14 protein-coding genes are annotated in these 18,681 nt (G+C 35.2%); 13 read left to right on the top strand and 1 reads right to left on the bottom strand.

The genetic code is table 11. The features are described 5' to 3' along the window. From EGI22_RS08290 to EGI22_RS08230, 13 genes are all read left to right on the top strand, one after another. Nucleotides 1–1,164, top strand: a complete 1,164-nt coding sequence (locus EGI22_RS08290; RefSeq protein WP_255067698.1) for a hypothetical protein — start codon at nt 1–3, stop codon at nt 1,162–1,164. Between the two features lie 2 nt (nt 1,165–1,166). Beyond that, on the top strand, nt 1,167–2,720 hold the full coding sequence (locus tag EGI22_RS08285) for a class I SAM-dependent DNA methyltransferase (protein WP_255067697.1): 1,554 nt from the start codon (nt 1,167–1,169) through the stop codon (nt 2,718–2,720). Next, nucleotides 2,704–3,849, top strand: coding sequence for a restriction endonuclease subunit S (locus tag EGI22_RS08280; RefSeq protein WP_255067696.1), 1,146 nt, complete (start codon nt 2,704–2,706; stop codon nt 3,847–3,849). Before EGI22_RS08285 ends, EGI22_RS08280 begins: the two co-directional genes overlap by 17 nt. Nucleotides 3,850–3,950: 101 nt before the next feature. Continuing rightward, nucleotides 3,951–5,117, top strand: a complete 1,167-nt coding sequence (locus EGI22_RS08275; RefSeq protein ID WP_255067695.1) for a toll/interleukin-1 receptor domain-containing protein — start codon at nt 3,951–3,953, stop codon at nt 5,115–5,117. Then, nucleotides 5,099–5,689 (top strand): hypothetical protein, encoded by a 591-nt coding sequence (locus tag EGI22_RS08270; RefSeq protein WP_255067694.1) that lies wholly within the window; start codon nt 5,099–5,101, stop codon nt 5,687–5,689. Before EGI22_RS08275 ends, EGI22_RS08270 begins: the two co-directional genes overlap by 19 nt. A 2-nt stretch (nt 5,690–5,691) precedes the next feature. Next, nucleotides 5,692–6,399: a TIR domain-containing protein gene (locus EGI22_RS08265; protein WP_255067693.1), complete on the top strand. Its 708-nt coding sequence runs from the start codon at nt 5,692–5,694 to the stop codon at nt 6,397–6,399. A gap of 2 nt (nt 6,400–6,401) precedes the next feature. After that, nucleotides 6,402–6,974: a toll/interleukin-1 receptor domain-containing protein gene (locus EGI22_RS08260; RefSeq protein WP_255067691.1), complete on the top strand. Its 573-nt coding sequence runs from the start codon at nt 6,402–6,404 to the stop codon at nt 6,972–6,974. A 365-nt stretch (nt 6,975–7,339) separates the two neighbouring features. Next, nucleotides 7,340–8,062 (top strand): DUF6088 family protein, encoded by a 723-nt coding sequence (locus EGI22_RS08255; protein WP_255067690.1) that lies wholly within the window; start codon nt 7,340–7,342, stop codon nt 8,060–8,062. Beyond that, complete coding sequence (locus tag EGI22_RS08250; protein ID WP_255067689.1) at nt 8,059–9,042, top strand: nucleotidyl transferase AbiEii/AbiGii toxin family protein; 984 nt, start codon at nt 8,059–8,061, stop codon at nt 9,040–9,042. Before EGI22_RS08255 ends, EGI22_RS08250 begins: the two co-directional genes overlap by 4 nt. A 2-nt stretch (nt 9,043–9,044) precedes the next feature. Continuing rightward, nucleotides 9,045–12,248, top strand: coding sequence for a type I restriction endonuclease subunit R (locus tag EGI22_RS08245; RefSeq protein WP_255067688.1), 3,204 nt, complete (start codon nt 9,045–9,047; stop codon nt 12,246–12,248). A gap of 39 nt (nt 12,249–12,287) precedes the next feature. Continuing rightward, on the top strand, nt 12,288–12,548 hold the full coding sequence (locus tag EGI22_RS08240) for a hypothetical protein (protein ID WP_255067687.1): 261 nt from the start codon (nt 12,288–12,290) through the stop codon (nt 12,546–12,548). 77 nt (nt 12,549–12,625) lie between these two features. Further along, a complete protein-coding gene (locus tag EGI22_RS08235; RefSeq protein ID WP_255067685.1) occupies nt 12,626–14,386 on the top strand; it encodes a hypothetical protein in 1,761 nt (586 codons plus the stop codon). Nucleotides 14,387–15,005: 619 nt separating this feature from the next. Beyond that, a complete protein-coding gene (locus EGI22_RS08230) occupies nt 15,006–15,602 on the top strand; it encodes a hypothetical protein (RefSeq protein WP_255067684.1) in 597 nt (198 codons plus the stop codon). An 86-nt stretch (nt 15,603–15,688) separates the two neighbouring features. Here the strand turns inward: EGI22_RS08230 and EGI22_RS08225 are convergent, their stop codons facing one another. After that, nucleotides 15,689–18,673, bottom strand: coding sequence for a CARDB domain-containing protein (locus tag EGI22_RS08225; protein WP_255067683.1), 2,985 nt, complete (start codon nt 18,671–18,673; stop codon nt 15,689–15,691). Between the last annotated feature and the right edge of the window lie 8 nt (nt 18,674–18,681).

The raw sequence follows: 18,681 nt of genomic DNA, 5'->3' as shown, positions 1-18,681 counted from the left end.
ATGGAAGATATATTTTATAATATTTTGTGGATAGACGATGAGCACGAAACGCTTACAGGCACTAAAGGCCGTGCAAAGCGAAACGGCATTAATCTGATCCCATTCAAATCATTGAATAGTGGTATGTATGAATTGGAAAGGAATTTTCCTTTTTATGATGGTGTATTACTCGACGCTAAATTTTTTGAAAATGAAGATGATGTAAAAGGAACGGAAGACACATACAATGTACATAGAGCCAAGGAGAGATTGCTCCAACTTAAGAAGAAATTTGAGGTATTTGTCCTTACAGGTCAAGCCGAAGCTTATGAAGATAAAACCTTCCAAAAGGCTTTTACTAACGTTTACAAAAAAGGAAGTGATGAGGAAATTGGCCGCCTATTTTCCGATATTAAACTATCCGCAGCAATGCAGGAGGACACTCAAATACGCCATTCGTACAAGCGGGTATTTGATGTTTGTACAGAACGATATCTTGGCGAATATGCTGGACAAGACCTTTTAAATTTACTTAAAATAAATCATGAGTCTGAAATACATAAAAATTTGAGTACGATTAGAGATATCGTACAGGATTTATTTTCATCTTTTTATAAGTTTAATTTATTGCCGTTAGAATTTATCAAACCTTCTGTGGCTTTAAATGAGAGCAGTAAGTTTTTAGCGGGTAAAAATGAGAAAGGTTATCAGCATTTAGATGAGACACATTTGCCAAAACAAGTTGCATTCAACTTACGAAGTATTTTAGATATTACCCAGCCTGGTTCACACAGATCAGAAATTGATGATCATATCCGAAATGTGCGAACACATTATTTAATGAAAAGCACTTTGTATCAACTTTTAGATGTCATGATTTGGTTTAAAATTTATGTGGATTCCAGTCCTAAAACCGGAAATTGGATAAAGATCGAAACAGCAAACGAAGTAACGGAACCAGCGACTGAACTAATTCCCGGTAAAGTTATCAATATAAATTCACAAAAGGGTTTCGCATTTTTCAAGCCTGATGCTATTGGTGAAAATGTTTTCATCCCACCGCATTTGGTTACGAACCATTCGCTTATAGAGGGAATGTCTGTGCAAGTGGAAGTAGAAGAATATACCGACAACCGTACCAACGAATCAAAAAATAGAATAAAAAGAATTGAAATAATAAAGTGATTATGGCCAAACAAGAAAAACAAAAATCCATAGAAGAAACCCTTTGGGACTCTGCCAATAAGCTTAGAGGTAGTGTAGAGCCTGCCGAATACAAACATGTAGTGCTTGGGCTAATATTCTTGAAGTTTGCGAGCGATAAGTTTGAAGAACATCGCAAGGCCATGATAGCTAAAGGCCAAGAAAAGTACATTGAAATGCCTGATTTCTATGGTATGGCCAATGTATTTTATCTGGATGAAGAATCTCGCTGGAGCTATATCATCAAAAACTCGAAGCAAAACGATATAGCCTTAAAGATAGATACTGCCCTGCACAATATCGAGAAAAACAACAAAGCCCTGAAAGGTGCCTTGCCTGATAATTATTTTTCTCGATTGGGTCTAGATGTTACTAAACTTGCTTCATTGCTTGATACCATAAACGATATTGATACTCTAAAAGACAAATCACATGATATAGTAGGGCGAGTTTATGAATACTTCTTATCAAAGTTTGCTTTGGCAGAAGGTAAAGGCAAAGGAGAATTTTACACCCCCAAAAGTATTGTAAACCTCATTGCCGAAATGATTGAGCCCTACAAAGGTATTATCTATGACCCTGCCTGTGGTTCGGGTGGTATGTTTGTGCAGAGTATCAAGTTTATTGAGGCACATCATGGCAACAAAAAAGAGATAAGCATTTATGGCCAAGAATATACCAATACGACCTATAAGCTTGCTAAAATGAACCTAGCCATAAGGGGAATTACGGGTAATTTGGGCGAAAAAGCTGCCGACACCTTTGCTGACGACCAGCACAAAGACCTGAAAGCCGATTACATAATGGCTAACCCGCCTTTTAACCAAAAAGACTGGCGAGCAGAAAACGAACTAAAGGACGACCCACGTTGGCGAGGCTATGACGTACCACCAAAAAGTAATGCCAATTACGGTTGGATTCTGAACATGGTATCCAAACTTTCAGAAAACGGCATTGCAGGTTTTATTCTGGCAAATGGTGCATTGAGTGGTGGTGGTGAAGAATACAAAATACGCAAAAGCTTAATTGAGAATAATTTAGTTGAGGCTATTTTGGTATTACCTCGCAATTTGTTTTATACAACAGATATAAGTGTTACGCTATGGATTTTGAATAAAAACAAAAAAGACCAAATCAAAACCATTGGTGATGAGCAACGCCAATTTCGTGACAGAGAGAAAGAAATCTTGTTTATGGATTTGCGACAAATGGGCGAACCATTTGAAAAGAAATTTACACAGTTTTCTGATGAAGATATTCAAAAAGTAGTAAGCACTTACCACCAATGGCAAACCAAAGAAATTGAAAATATACCAGAGTTCTGTTATTCAGTAACATTAAACGAAGTTATTAAAAAAGATTTCTCTTTGGTGCCAAGCAAATACATAGAATTTGTAAATCGAGACGAAAACATAGACTTTGAAGAAAAAATGAAGGCGTTGCAAGGAGAATTTAAAGAACTTCTAAACGCTGAGGTCCAAAGCAAAAATGATTTATTGAAGGTATTTAAAGAGCTGGGATATGAAATCAAACTATAAACCACTTGGCCAATACATTCAGCCTGTTGTAGGGCGAAATAATGACCTGGGAGATTTGCCTTTGGTTGGTTTAAGTATTCAGAAAAAGTTTATACCATCGATAGCCAATACGATAGGTACAGATATGTCAACTTACAGAATCATTGAAAAGAACCAGTTTGCTTATGGGCCCGTAACTTCAAGAAACGGAGACAAAATCACCATTGCTTTGTTTTCAGATTATGAAAAAGCACTGATTTCGCAAGCATACACGCCATTTGAGGTTAAAGACACCAAGGAGTTAGATCCTGAATACCTGATGATGTGGTTTCGTAGACCAGAATTTGACCGTTATGCACGTTTTAAAAGCCACGGCAGTGCCAGAGAGATATTTGATTGGGATGAAATGTGCAATACGAAGCTCCCCATCCCCCTCATAGACAAACAAAAGGAAATAGTTGCTGAATACAATGTCATCCAAAACCGCATAGCACTTAATCAACAACTGATACAAAAACTCGAAGAAACCGCACAGGCGATTTATAGGGAGTGGTTTGTGGAGGGAATTGATTTGGAGAATTTGCCAGAGGGGTGGAAGGTTGATTATATTGGGAGCTATGTTAAACTAAGTCAAGGTTTGGTAGTAAATGCAACAACAAGGCACCTAATAAAGGATTCAGGCATTCCACTTTTGCGAATTACTGACTTGATAAATGATACACAAGAAATTTTTATTGATGAGTCAGTAAATAAAAAGAATATTGCAAATAAAGAAGACATAATAATAACTCGTACTGGTCAAGTCGGATTGGTATTTCGTAATAAAGTCGGAGTAATATATAATAATTGTTTTAAAATTGAACCTTCATCAGAAACAATTGAAAAAGAATTTCTTTTCCAATTTTTAAAAAGGAAGGAAACATACAATTCTATGGTGGAATTAGCCTCAGGTTCTTCTGCACAGTATGATCTAACACATACTGCGTTTAATACAATAAAGATTATTATCCCTGATTTAAATACTCAAAAATCTTTCTCAAAATTTGTAAAGCCTATTGAAAGTCACAAAGAGATCATTTATATAGAAAACCAAAAGCTAACGGAATTGAAGGAGTTGTTGCTTTCTAAACTTGCCACTGTAGAAAACTGAGGAAATGAAAAAAACACTTAAACCCTTATGCCCTGTTTTGATGAGGTGAGTAGGTGAGCTTGACCGATTTGAAAAGAAAACAACTTAAAAAATTATAAAATATGAGATATAGGTATCAATTAATAATTTTGGGAACAACTGGACAATTATCAGATGAGATAATCAGTCTTTTTTCTGATACAGTTAAAGACTTGCAAATGCTTCAAGATGCTTTCACCACTATAACAGAACATAATTTTAGCAAAGATTATACGGGGAAGCAACCTGCATTTGCAATTTACTTTGGAGACAAAGAAGGAAGTTTTACTAATCTTGACATAGTTGATAGGTTAATCACAGATGGAACATCAATTCTGCCAGTATTTTATAATTCATTTAGTAAAGAAATTCCCAAGTCCTTAGAAAACCAAAATGGGCTGCTGTATGATTCAACTAAGAACGCTAAAATCGTTAATTTAGCTTTGGAATCTTTTGGGAAACTAAGAAATACACGAAAAGTGTTTATTAGTTACAAAAGAGATGAATCTTCATCGGTGGCAATTCAATTATTTGAAGCATTAGAAAAAAATAATTTTGATGTTTTCTTAGATACCCATTCTATCAAACAAGGGGAACCATTTCAACAAGAGCTGTGGCATCGAATGGCAGATTGTGATGTAATTGTACTGTTGAATACCCCTGGCTTTTTAACAAGTAGATGGTGTAAAGAAGAGATTGCAGAAGCAAGTGCCACCCAAATTGGAGTTATTCATCTTATATGGCCCAATCATAAACTCGAAAATACCTCTGAGGTTTGTTTTCCGATTCTATTGAAGGAATTAGACTTTGAACCAAATACATTTATAAATAAAGATATATCCAAATTAGTATCAGGTATAGTTAATCAAATAGTTGAAGAAGTTGAATCTGTAAGAGCAAGAAACTTAGCAGCAAGGCAAGATAATTTGATAACAGAATTTATAAGCATTGCTCAAAAACACAAAAAAACACTTAATCTACAACCAGAAAGATTTATTACGGAGGATTTAGATAATGATACCCGACGAATATTCTTCCCTTTAGTTGGTATTCCTCAGTCAATAGATTGTAATCAATCAGCAAATTTAAAACATGAAATTACGGAGTTTAATGTTGAAGAAGTTTACCTGATTTATGATGATGTTAGAATAAGAGAAAAATGGGTAAAACATTTAGATTGGTTGAATGAATATTTAGTCGTTAAAACAATAAAAAAACAAGAATTTGACAAATGGCTACAAATGAATTGAAAAACATATTTCTTTCAGCAAGCATTCCACTTCAAGAAAGAAATCCTAAATACTACGGCTCTGCCGATGTAATCGCCATAAGAGATGCTGTTATTGCTTTGACAACAGCCGTTTTACCGTATCATCGAATTGTGTGGGGTGGGCATCCATCTATTACACCATTGATTAATTATGTGATGCAAAAGATTAGTTTAAATATTCAAGAACATGTAACAATTTATCAATCTAGGCTTTTTGAAAAGCATTTTCCTGAAGATAATAATAAGTTTGAAAATGTGATTCTCACGCCAAATATTGCAAATGATAGAGAAATGAGCTTAAATGTTATGCGTAACGAAATGCTTAGTTCATGCAGTTTTAGTGCTGGAATATTTATTGGAGGAATGGAAGGTGTTGAAGACGAGTTCGAGATTTTTAACGCAAAGTTTCCAAATGCTGTTATTATTCCATTGGCAAGCACGGGTGCAGCATCTAAGATAATCTATGATAGATTAGATGAAAAAAATGAAGCATTTTTAACGGACTACGCTTATATGTCAGTTTTTCAGAAATATTTATTAGATAAAATATAATTATGGGGAAGAATATTTTTGTCTCTTACAAGTATAAAGACACTTTAGTAAATGACTTGAATAAGAAAAAAATAGTTTATGAAGGTGGTCAATTTCGTACGGTTTCAAGGCAAACATTAGTGAGAGACTATGTAGATGAACTCCAAAAAATCATAGACAATGAAGACCACATTAACTTGGGCGAAAAGGACGGTGAAAGTTTGAAAGACTTCTCTGATGGCTATATCGAATCCAGTTTGAAGAACAAAATATTTCGAAGTAGTATAACAATTGTTATGATTTCTAAAGGAATGAAAGTTTCATATTTGCCAGAAAAAGACCAATGGATTCCATGGGAAATTGCTTACTCATTGAGAGAGGTAACAAGGGAAGACCGAACAAGTAGAATGAATGCTATTTTGGGTATTGTATTACCTGATGAGAATAACTCTTATGAGTGGTATTTTACACTGGATTCGGTTTGTAATTGTACAAACCATAAAACAGGTCAATTATTTGAAATTTTGAAAGGCAATATGTTTAATTTGAAAAATCCAGTGAAAACTTATTGTGGAACAATGGAAATTCATAATGGTGAATTTTCATATATAAAAACAGTAAAATGGGATGATTTTAAAAATTATTCAAATTCTCCAAGTTTTTATTTAAACGCTGCGATAGAAATCAGAAAATATCATGAACACTACAACATTAAGAAAAACGTAAATTAAAAATGAGTATAATAACCGAGGCACAATTAAGGCAGTTTCAACGACCATTTAAAAAAGGATTACAGGAAAGTTTAATTGAGTATAGAAACCAAGAAAAGTACCTTAAAACAACAATATTTTTGTCTCATAAACATAATGAGCTTGAATTTTTAGCTAATACAGTAGAATTATTGAAATCACTGAATACAAATATTTACGTTGATTGGTTGGATGAAGGGATGCCAAAAAATACTAGTGGAGAAACTGCTAAAAGGATTAAAAAGAAGATAGTTGAATGTGATAAGTTCATTCTTTTGGCCACAGAAGCAGCTATAAGTTCAAAATGGTGTAATTGGGAGTTAGGATTAGGTGATGCAGCAAAATTTGATAAAAACATAGCAATATTTCCTATTAGAAAAGAAGGCCAAACATTCACTGGTTCAGAGTATTTCCAGATATACCCTTCCATTCAATATGAAAATGGATTAACTAAATATTTTAACGGCAATTATATTCCAGAAGGATATTATGTTGAGAGATACAATAATGATAATACCAAATCAATCGAGCCTCTAGGTCTTTGGCTTTTCAAATAAAATTATTCGATTCAAAAGAAGTAAAATAACACACTCAATGAATCTTTAGCAGCTAGTCTGCTAAATTTTTAAACAGAAATCGTTTTATCTACCTTCTTTTGTTGTTCTAAATATAAACCATTGGTGAAGAGCTCTTTGTTAAACTATTGAATATTACAAAACCATAGATGCCGAAAGGCTGAGTTTTATTGGAATGAATATGATAAAGAAGAGGAATGAAATGAAGTTTTATATTAGCGATTATTGAATACCTTCCACTTAAAAGCAATCAGGACAGCTATTTAGTATATGTTGGAGCAGGTTAAAATGTCAAGTTTTTTACACCAAAAACTTGACATTTGTGTAAAAAAAACTACCTTTGTAATATGAAAGTAGCAGAGCAAATACGCAAAACCATAGTAGAGCTACCCGAAGACAAAACCTTTGGGTATGCTGATTTACCTATAGCCAAAGGCGATTATCAAACTGCTGCCAAAGCCTTGGAGCGAATGCAAGTCAAGGGGCTTATAAAAAAAATGTCGAAGGGTATTTTTTATAAACCTGTAAAAACAATATTTGGTGAATTGTTACCTAACGATAGCGAGCAGATTAAGCCCTATTTGTTTAAAAATGGTAAGCGTGTAGCCTATATAACTGGTGAATCGCTTTACAACCAAATGAATCTTACAACTCAAATGGCATTTAGAATAAAGATAGCCAGCAACAAAAGAATAAAAATAGACAAAGGAGCTATTAAAGCAAGATCTGTAAAAAGTTATGCCGAAGTAACGGAAGCCAATTATCAGTTATTGGGATTTTTAGATGCCATAAAAGATATTAAAATAATACCAGATTGTACTGTGGCAAACGCAGTTAAAATTTTAAGCAAGAAAATAGCATCATTTGATGATAAATCAGTAGGCGACTTAATAAAATATGCTCTTTTGTATCCACCAAGAGTCAGGGCATTATTGGGGGCTATGTTGCAAAATATAGATAAAAGTATTAATACGGAAAAGTTAAAAGAAAGTCTAAACCCAATAACAACATTTGAATTAGGCCTAAAAGAAAACGATTTGCCAACAATTAAAAACTGGTTTATCGTATGAAATTGCACCTAAATAAAGAGCTTTTTGTAAACTATATTAGGATTACAGCACAGCAAATGGCAATCCCTGCCATCTACGTAGAAAAAGACTATTGGCTTACCTATGCTTTGTTTACCATTTTTAATAATGAAATTGGCAAAGACACCATATTTAAAGGCGGAACGGCCCTGTCTAAGTGTTATAATATGATAGAACGCTTTTCCGAAGATATTGATTTGGTAGTATTGAGGCGAAAAGGAGAAACAGACAGCAAGTTAAAATCAAAATTAAAAGCAGTAAGCACAATCGTAGAAACCGTATTGCCCGAAGTAACTATTGAAGGAATTTCTCACAAGATGGGTATGAACCGAAAAACGGCACACACCTACAACAAAGAATTCAATGGTGATTTTGGACAAGTAAGAGATGTGATAATATTGGAATCAACTTGGTTGGGATACTACGAACCATATACTACTAAAAGTATAGTTTCCTTTGTTGGTAAAATGATGCTGGATAATAAACAGTTTGATATAGCCAAAGAAACCGGACTACTTCCTTTTGACTTGTTGGCATTAGAACCCATTAGAACCATTTGCGAAAAGATAATGAGCTTGGTGCGTTTTTCTTATACCAATGACCCTATTGGCGATCTAAAGAATAAGATTAGGCATCTGTATGATTTGCACCAGTTACTACTTCAGGAAGAGTATGCCCAATTTTTTAATTCGAAAGCGTTCGATGAAATGCTCCTAAAAGTAGCAAACGATGACATCGAGAGTTTTAAAAATAATAACGCTTGGCTCAAATACCATCCATTGGAAGCATTGATATTTAGAAATGCAGATAAGGTTTGGCTTGAGTTGTCTCCAATCTATTCAGGCCAATTTAAAAATCTGGTTTATGGTGAATTTCCGATGGAGGGAGCTATATTTGAAACGTTGAACAAGATAAAGGAAAGGTTACAGACCATAACCTGGACCATAAAACTAGATTCTTAATCATGAAATTCACAGAAGCAAAACTTGAGCAAGTATTTCAGGAACTATTAGCCAGTGAAGGGTTTTCGCATCAATTGGGCATTACGCTCATACGTAAACCCGAGGAAGTATTGATTGAGGAAGATTTGGCTTCATTTTTATTATCACACTATGCTTCCGACGGTATCACTCCTTCAGAAGTCAAGTCCATCATTCTACAACTAAAGTCACTCCCTTCATCAGACATTTATGAAAGCAACAAAACCTTCTTAAAAATGCTTTCGGATGGTTTTATACTAAAGCGAGAAGACCGTAGCAAAAAGGACATTTATATAGAGCTGATAGACTACAAAGGCCTTAATAAACACAAGCAACCCAAGGAAGAACACCTGCTGACAATTGTAGCTGAAGAAGAACAAGAATATGGTAAGGATAGCAATATTTACAAATTTGTAACACAGCTCGAAATATTGGGAACCGAGAAACGGATTCCTGATGGGATAGTTTATATCAATGGCATGCCTTTGGTGGTTTTGGAATTTAAAAGTGCCATAAGAGAAGAAGCCACAATACATGATGCATTTAAGCAACTGAGCATTAGGTACCGTAGGGATATTCCTGAGCTTTTTAAATACAATGCTTTTTGTGTCATTAGCGATGGGGTCAATAATAGGGCAGGGTCTTTCTTTGCACCCTACGATTTTTTCTATGCATGGCGGAGAGTAGCTGGTTTGGCCAGAGACGTTGATGGTATAGATAGCATGTACACGCTTATTCAAGGCATGTTCAATAAAAACCGTTTACGTGATATCATTCGCAACTTCATATACATACCAGATTCCTCGAAGAAAAACGAGAAAATAGTGTGCCGATATCCACAATACTATGCCGCAAGGGCATTGTTTGACAACATAAAAAAAGCCCAAAAACCTAATGGTGATGGCAAAGGCGGCACATACTTTGGGGCCACAGGCTGTGGTAAAAGCTTTACGATGCTGTACCTCACTAGGTTACTGATGAAAAGCGAATATTTTGAAAGCCCGACCATTGTCCTTATTACAGATAGAACCGACTTGGACGACCAACTTTCTGGTCAGTTTACCAATGCAAAGAAGTTTATTGGTGACGATACCATAGTAAGTGTAGAAAGCAGGGCAGATCTACGAGCATTGATACAAGGCAGGCAAAGTGGGGGTGTTTTCTTGACAACCATTCACAAGTTTACGGAGGATACCCAACTATTGAGCAACAGAACCAATGTGATTTGTATTTCAGATGAAGCACATAGAAGCCAGACAAACTTAGACCAAAAGATAAAAATTACGGAAGAGGGGGTTTCTAAAACCTTTGGATTCGCCAAATATCTGCACGATTCTTTGCCCAATGCCACTTTTGTTGGTTTCACTGGTACGCCCATAGATGCTACGCTTGATGTTTTTGGAAAAGTTGTAGATGCCTATACCATGACTGAATCCGTAAAAGATGAAATCACGGTCAGGATTGTTTATGAAGGTAGAGCGGCCAAAGTGGTATTGAACAATAGCGAATTAGAAAAAATAGAAAAATACTATCAAAAAGTAGCTGAAGAGGGAGCAAACGAATATCAAGTAGAACAAAGCAAGGAAGAGTCTGCCAAGATGAATACTATTTTGGCAGATCCACAGGTATTAAAAGATTTAGCCTTAGACTTTGTAAACCATTATGAAAACAGAATTTCGGAAGGAGCAACTGTAAAAGGAAAAGCCTTGTTTGTATGCAGTACCAGAGGAATCGCTTATGAATTCTATAAAAATGTTATCGACCTACGGCCTGAATGGAATGAAATAAAAGTAGCGGCTGACAATGAGATCCTAAGCGAAGAAGAGCAGAAGCAAATAAAACCTATGGAAAGAATCAAGATGATTATGACCAGAGGAAAGGATGACGACGAAATGCTTTATAAGCTTTTAGGAACCTCCGATTACAGAAAAATGCTTGACACTGAATTTAAGAACGAGAAATCTAACTTTAAGATTGCCATTGTAGTAGACATGTGGCTTACGGGTTTTGATGTTCCTTTTTTAGATAGTATCTATATTTATAAACCTATCCAGCAACATAATTTAATTCAGACCATTTCTAGGGTAAACCGCAAGTTTGAAGGCAAAAACAAGGGTTTGGTGGTCGATTACATAGGCATTAAGAAGCAAATGAACTTGGCCTTGGCCAAGTATAACAAAGGTGATGAAAACAACTTTGAAGATATAGCCGAGTCCTTGATTATTGTTAGGAATCATCTGGATTTATTGGCTAAGCTTTTCCATGGTTTTGATAGTTCAAAATATTTTAAAGGAACCACCATAGAGGCTTTGAATACTTTGAATCTGGCATCAGAATATGTCCAAAAAACTAAAGAATTCGAAACCCGATTTATGGGTATGGTAAAACGCTTAAAGGCTGCTTATGATATCTGTGCAGGAAGCGAAAAATTGAGCCAAAGCGAAAGAGATTACACGCATTTTTATCTCGCAGTGCGTTCGATAGTATTTAAGCTAACCAAAGGAGAAGCCCCAGATACTGCCCAAATGAATGCTAAAGTAAAAGAAATGATAAAAAATGCTTTAGAAAGTGACGGTGTTCAGGAGATTTTTAAAATGGGAGAAGAAACAGAGCATGACCTTTTTGATGAAGATTATTTGGCCAAGATAGATAAGATAAAACTGCCCAACACCAAGATAAAATTGTTGCAACTACTGCTCGCCAAAGTAATAGGAGAAATCAAGAAAGTCAACAAAGTAAAAGGCATTGATTTCTCTAAAAAAATGCAGGCATTGGTTGAAAAGTACAATCAGCGAGATGAAAACGATGTATTAAGGAGCGAAGTATATGAAGAAATGGCTGAGCATCTAACCAATTTAATTTGGGAAGTTCATAAGGAATTTAGAGCAGGAGATATTTTAGGAATCGACTTTGAGGAAAAGGCTTTTTATGACATACTGAAAGAGCTGTGTGCAAAATATGACTTCAACTACCCTGACGAAAAACTAATAGAACTTGCCAAAGCCGTTAAGGACGTGGTCGATACCCAAGCCAAATTTCCTGACTGGAACAAACGTGACGATATAAAATCCGCATTGAAAGTGGAACTTATCCTGCTTTTAGATGAGTTTGGTTATCCACCTGTAGAACGTGATGAAGTATATGTCGAGATTTTTGAGCAGGCAGAGAATTTTAAGAAGAATAGGTAGATATTTATGTTTTGAGAATATACAATTCTGTTACAAAAGATGGTTCTAAAGAAAAAATCAAGTTTAAAGTCAAGAAAAAACGAGCCTATTACTTGGAAAAAAAAATGGCATCATTCCCAAACCAATCACTTGGAATTAGAGGATTCCACTTCCATGACCTTTTCTCTGAGAGTAATTCCAAATCGTGAATTCTGGGCCAAAGTTATGGAGCATGTTGAGGATATCGGAATCCTGGAGCCTGAGTGGATGGTGAAGGAGTTTAGGGAAAGGGTTAGTAGGGTTTGGGAGAAGCTTGGCTAGAATATTTAGAATATATCTTGATCAGACATTTCCTTCTGAGATTGGAAATACTTAATTTAGAGAAAAATACAGTTGATATGAGATTGATATTCTTTATTTTTCTTTCATTTCTTAATGCAAGTTTCGTTTTTGGACAAACAACTTATTACCTTTCTCCCGTTGGTAATGATAATTCATTATTCCCAAACAATATAAATACTCCTTGGAAATCTTTTAAAAAAGCATGTGATAATGCACAACCTGGTGATTTGATATATTTTAGAGGGAATGCAGGAGTTTATTCCGAGAAGAATATAAATTGTTCATGCAACGGTTCTACTACCTCTCCTATAGTTTTTAAAGCCTACAATAATGAGATTCCAATTTTTAATGGGGGAGGTGTAACCCCAGAAGGTAGCTACTTTTTGTCGATTAATGGCAGTTCAAATGTTAGATTGGAGGGCTTACGATTTGAGAATATGATTAATAAGAAAGGATTTGCCTTGAAAATCACTGGGGAGTCAACAAATATTGTGTTATCCCAGTTAAGTTTAGAAAACTTATTTTTCAGTCCTATTGCAAACGATACTCCTAATGTTTTTAGTGATACTTTTAACCCTCTCGTGGTTTTTGGTAATTCATTAAATTCTCCCATTACTGGTATAGAAATTAGCAATTGCGAAATCAAAAATTGCAGGACTGGCCAAAGTGAAGCTATATCTGTGGTTGGAAATGTTCAAAATTACAGCATTGTTGGAAATCACATAAATAATACAGGAAACATAGGAATAGTTGCGGTTGGCTATTACAATTGGGGAATTCCTAACTTAGAGAATTTTCAAACTAGTAATGGATTAATCAAAGGAAACCTAGTTGAATATTGTAAAAGTAAAAAGGCTCTTGCAGCAGGCATTTACATAGATGGTGCACGAGATGTAATAGTTGAGGGAAATACTTGCAGATATGGACAAAGAGGGTTTGCCGTAAATTGTGAAAACCATTTATCTGTTAATGGAGCAGCAGCTATTGGAAATATAATTAGAAATAATCAAGCCTATGGCAATTCCAGAGGGGGCTTTAGTATTGGGGCTTGCAAAGGTCAAGCTTGGTGTACGAATGGCAACGTAATCAATACAACTTTGATAAATAATACATCAGTAAATAATTGGGATCCAATTGTTTTTGAGCCAGGAGAAACCAGTGTACACCAAGATTTTGGGGAGCTTACATTGGATAAGTCAGAAAATACCAATATCCGAAATAATATATTTTTTTCTAGCATTGATTCAAGATATAAATTACTTGGAAGTTATCAATTACAAATTCCATTTGTTTCGAATCTGAGTTCTGACTGGAACATCTGGTTTAATTCATTTACTCCACTATCAGTATTTCAGTTAAATAATGATTTTAAAAACGGTCTTGGACTTTTCAAACAAGATTTTAATCAAGACCCAAATTCTGTTGATTCTAATCCAAATTTTAAAAATGTATTAAATAATGACTATCAGTTGAACAATTTACAATCTGTGGGTATTGGTTTAAGTGATCCTTCCATAACTTTTGTAGAATTAGCGGGAGCCAAAGACTTTAACAATCGAGATAGATTAGTAAATCAAAAGATAGATGCTGGTGCGTTTGAATACGGCTGTGTTAGCAATGATTTAAACTTAAATGCTCCATTGCAGTATAGTAACCAAACGTTTCAAACAAAGGGTACTATCAACTTACAGAATTCGATTTTAGCCCCAAACAGACTTATATTAAATTCGGAAAAGGCAATAATTCTCGAACCTACCTCCAATTTGACATTGGGATCTAATGTATTGATTGAGGTAAGAGTTTGCCCTGATAACTAATGTTTATTTTTCTTAATTTCTGCTAATATAATTTACTCTTTTCTTTAGGTTTAAATTAAATAGTAGAAAAAAGATTTGGATAACTCAAAATAACCAAGGTTTACGATGATTAATTTGGGTTAATTTGAATTAATTGTTTCGGAATGTTTTTCCATTATCAATGTGTGTTCTTATATTTATTTATATTAAAACTATTTTTAAGCTTCGGTAATAAACACTAAAACAACCTTCTAAAACATATAAATATTCCAAGAAAACAATCTAAATTTTCTTAAAGCCATTGTCAGGAGCCATGAATTGATTTCGTTATAATTCTTGTTTTCAGTCGGTTGTATTAATTTTTGATTCTCCTACAAACTCTATAAAAACCCTACAATTTGCCGCTTATCCTTATTTTGAATATTGTTCTTTCTTGAGATAAGCCATTCGTCCATTCCAAATTTGTTAGGTAAGTTTTTTTGAAAATAACTTCGCAAAACTTAAAACAAACCGCTTTATGATTTTTCACTTGTCAAACATTTCAAATCGAAGCCCATAAATATGGCAGTTTACCTCATATTTTTTCACATTCACCAAATTTATTTCAATTAATTATTAGCAAAAATTTACTCACAAAAACATGGAAAATTTATCTGAAAACGATGATGAGGTACATAGTTGTACCTCACTAAAATCAAAAATACTCAAAACTCCAGAAGAACTTGAACAGTTCAACAAATTCTACACCTCTAAAAATGATACAGTTCCCATTCCATTTCAATACCTTTATTTAGCTGACAAGGTAAAGGTTTTTATTGATGAGGAAGGTAACTGGATAGCAGGCTACGTGATAAACTCAACCAACAACCTTCGCTATTTAGATCCATTTGATAACCTTGTCAAAAATACCATTTACCGAGACAAAAATATTAAAGAAGGAGAAAGTTCAGAGATTACTTGTATCAAAATAGAGCCATCCCTTACAAAAAAGGATAAAACGGCAAGACTTAGAATTTATGCCGAAGCTGTGAATGATGCCTATGAAACCAAAAAAAAGTATATTTTAGGAGGCTCGAAATTATTCATGGTTTGGAAAGTTTTTGAACAAATTCTACCGAAAACACTCTATTTTGGCTTGGTTCCTTTTGAAGGAGGCATGGAAATGGGTAAAATTGTTTACAACGACGCTAAAGCCTCAAAAGAGGCAATGGATAGGTATATGAGGGTAGCTTCTTAAATACCGATTATAAAACTCTCCCTCTAGATTGAAAATGGGGGAGTTTTTTACTTTTAAGAGTATTATTTAAAAATAATAAAGTCATTTCACCACTCCACAACCAATACATCCAATACTCCTCCTTTGTCTAAATGAATCAAATATTTGTTGCCTTTTTCCCAAGAAGAAGTATCAATGTTTTGAGTGTATAACCCTGGCAATTGTATGCTGTTTGTTAAAATACTTGATTGTAAGTTCTTTTCTGAATCACTCCATACGGAAATAGAAATATTTTGCTCAACTGCCAAGTTGTATTTTAAGACATAATTTCCATTCTCATTTTCAAATTCCAAAACGCTAATATGCTCCTCTGTTTTGGAATTTATTCCTTGATTAATCTTCTGCTTTTCTTTATCAACTTTGGTTTTGTCGTAAGCAGATGTACCATCTACATTAAATAAACTGGTATTTGAAGTTGGTAGACATTGACCTGTTTGCATTGTGAAATATTGACCTGTGAAGTTTGGCAATGTAGTAATCGCTCTACCCAAAATAAAGGTTTTATCAGTAGAAGTTGCGTTTCCAGTTATTTGTACAACGCCGTTAGTACTGTAAAAACCTGGTGCTATAATGCCAGTTAGATTCAAATTGGAGGCTGTACATGGTGTCACAAGCTTCGAAAATGTGTTATTCGTTTCAATACATTCGGTGAGTAGTCCGTGGTAGTCAATTACTCCGATCAAATAATAATGGTTGTCGTATTTGAAACTTCCAGACCAATTTAAATTCATGGTTTGACCTGCCGCCAAATTCCCTCCAATAAATAAGCCATTTATGAATCTATCATTGGTGCTATTATAAGTAGCATCTATGGAAGTATAAGTGTACAAAGACACCGAACCTAAGCTTGCCGAAACACCTCCATTATTCTTAATTTTTACTATATATTTTATTTGGTTGCTTTGGTATTCTGTAATGGGGATGTCTGTAATTTGTAGATCTGGTTTATCAGCACAAGAAACTGGAAACGAATAAGCTATTTTAGAAAAATAACTCCATGGGTCACCTCCAATATCATCATTTGAAGCAATCAAAGTGCTAGCATCGGAATCGTAGAAAAAAACATGGGTGTCTATTAGGTTGCTTCCAGCCATTGGTTTCGTTTCAAAAACCAAGTCGTTACCATTCAAACTTAATTGAAATTTATAATTTCCAGCCGTTGCATTAGCATAAGATTGCACCTTGAAATAATAGTTTTTACCTGCAAACGACCATTTGTACCAATCGACATCGCTAATTACATCCAAACATAAATCTGGGCTTACGTATGAGTTTCCTAAAATAACTGTAGCTGTAGCTGGTGAGTCATTACCCTCATTTGGGTCACAACCTACTGTCGTATTTACTGTGACTACGGCACTGCCTGAAGTCGTTCCTGCCCCACAACTATTGGATAGATTAGTTACTGTATATGTAGTAGTTGTGGAAGGTGATACATTTATTAAATAGGGACTATTACCGATGTTCGAATAGGTTTGTCCATTTACTTTGAAAGAATAAGGACTGTTCCCCGTTAGGGCAATACTGAGTGTAGCAGATTGACCGATGTTAATCGTTTGAGTTCCAGAAATTGTTGCTGTAGCAGGATTACAGACTGTAACTATGGCACTTCCGCTCGACGTTCCATTTCCACAGGCATTACTTACACTACTTACGGTATAGGTTGTGGTTGTAGTAGGTGTCACTGTTATGACTTTGGGCGAAGACGTAATATTTGAATAGGTTTGACCATTGACCATAATACTCCAAGGGCTATCTCCTGTAAGTGCTACTGGTAAACTTGCACTTTGTCCTTGATTTATAGTTTGAGTACCTATAATACTTGCAGTCGCTGGATTGCATATGGTTACTACCGCACTACCACTTGCTGTTCCATTGCCGCAAGGGTTGCTTACACTACTTACCGTATAAGTGGTTGTTGTATTTGGACTTACTGATATAACCTTGGGTGAGGTAGTAATATTCGAATATGTTTGCCCATTAACGACAATACTCCATGGACTTGTGCCAGTTAAAGCCACTGAAATATTAGCACTTTGACCATTATTTATTGCTTGTGTTCCTGTTATAGTCGCGGTAGCCGGTTTACAAACGGTAACTGCTGCCATACCTTGAGCCACACCCCCTCCACAAGCATTCGAAACACTTATTAAAGCATAGTTTGTGGTATTATTTGGCGTTACTGAGACCACAAAAGGACTTGTAACTATGTTGGAATAGGTTTGCCCATTTATTTGAATAGTCCATGGGCTGTCACCTGTTAAGGCCACAGATAAATCTGCCGACTGCCCCAAGTTTATAGTTTGAGTTCCAGTTAACATACCAGTCGGCTTATTACATACTGTTACTTCCGCACTTCCGCTAGCTGTACCTGTTCCGCATGAATTACTAACGCTGCTTACAGAATAGGTTGTAGTAGTAGTTGGGCTAACAGTAATTATTTTGGGAGAAGTTGTAATATTTGCATACGTCTGTCCATTTACCACAATGCTCCAAGGGCTTGTACCTGTTAAAGCAACTGAAATATTGGCACTTTGTCCATTGTTAATGGTTTGAGTGCCTGAAATAGTCGCAGTAGCGGGGATACAGACTGACACAATAGCACTACCTGAAAATGTTCCAGCTCCACATTTATTTGTTACCGAGCTTATCGAATACGTGGTCGTGGCTGACGGTGTAACGCTTATTACATGCGGTGAACTAACGATATTACTGTAAGTTTGTCCATTGACCACCACCGTCCATGGTGCTGCTCCAGTTAATGTTAAAGTCAGATTGGCGGATTGACCTTGATTGATAGATTGTGTTCCCGAAATAGAGGCAGTTGGTGCAGGACATTCACCAGTTACATCTTTTACTAAGCGATTGCCAACTTCATCATACGTGTATTCAACAGAACTTACAATGACATTGCCTTGCCAGTAATTGGTGACTTTTAGTCGCTGCAGCTCATCATAAACATAAGTACGCTTTTGAGAGAAGCTGTTTAAGCTAATCAAAAACAAAATAGTAAGTAGAATATTATTTCTCATTTTAATGT

The sequence above is a fragment of the Lacihabitans sp. LS3-19 genome (assembly GCF_024343575.1).
In the GTDB taxonomy this organism is placed as follows: domain Bacteria; phylum Bacteroidota; class Bacteroidia; order Cytophagales; family Spirosomataceae; genus Leadbetterella.
Note: the sequence above shows the minus strand (reverse complement) of the source record. Positions and strands in the feature narration are given on the sequence as shown.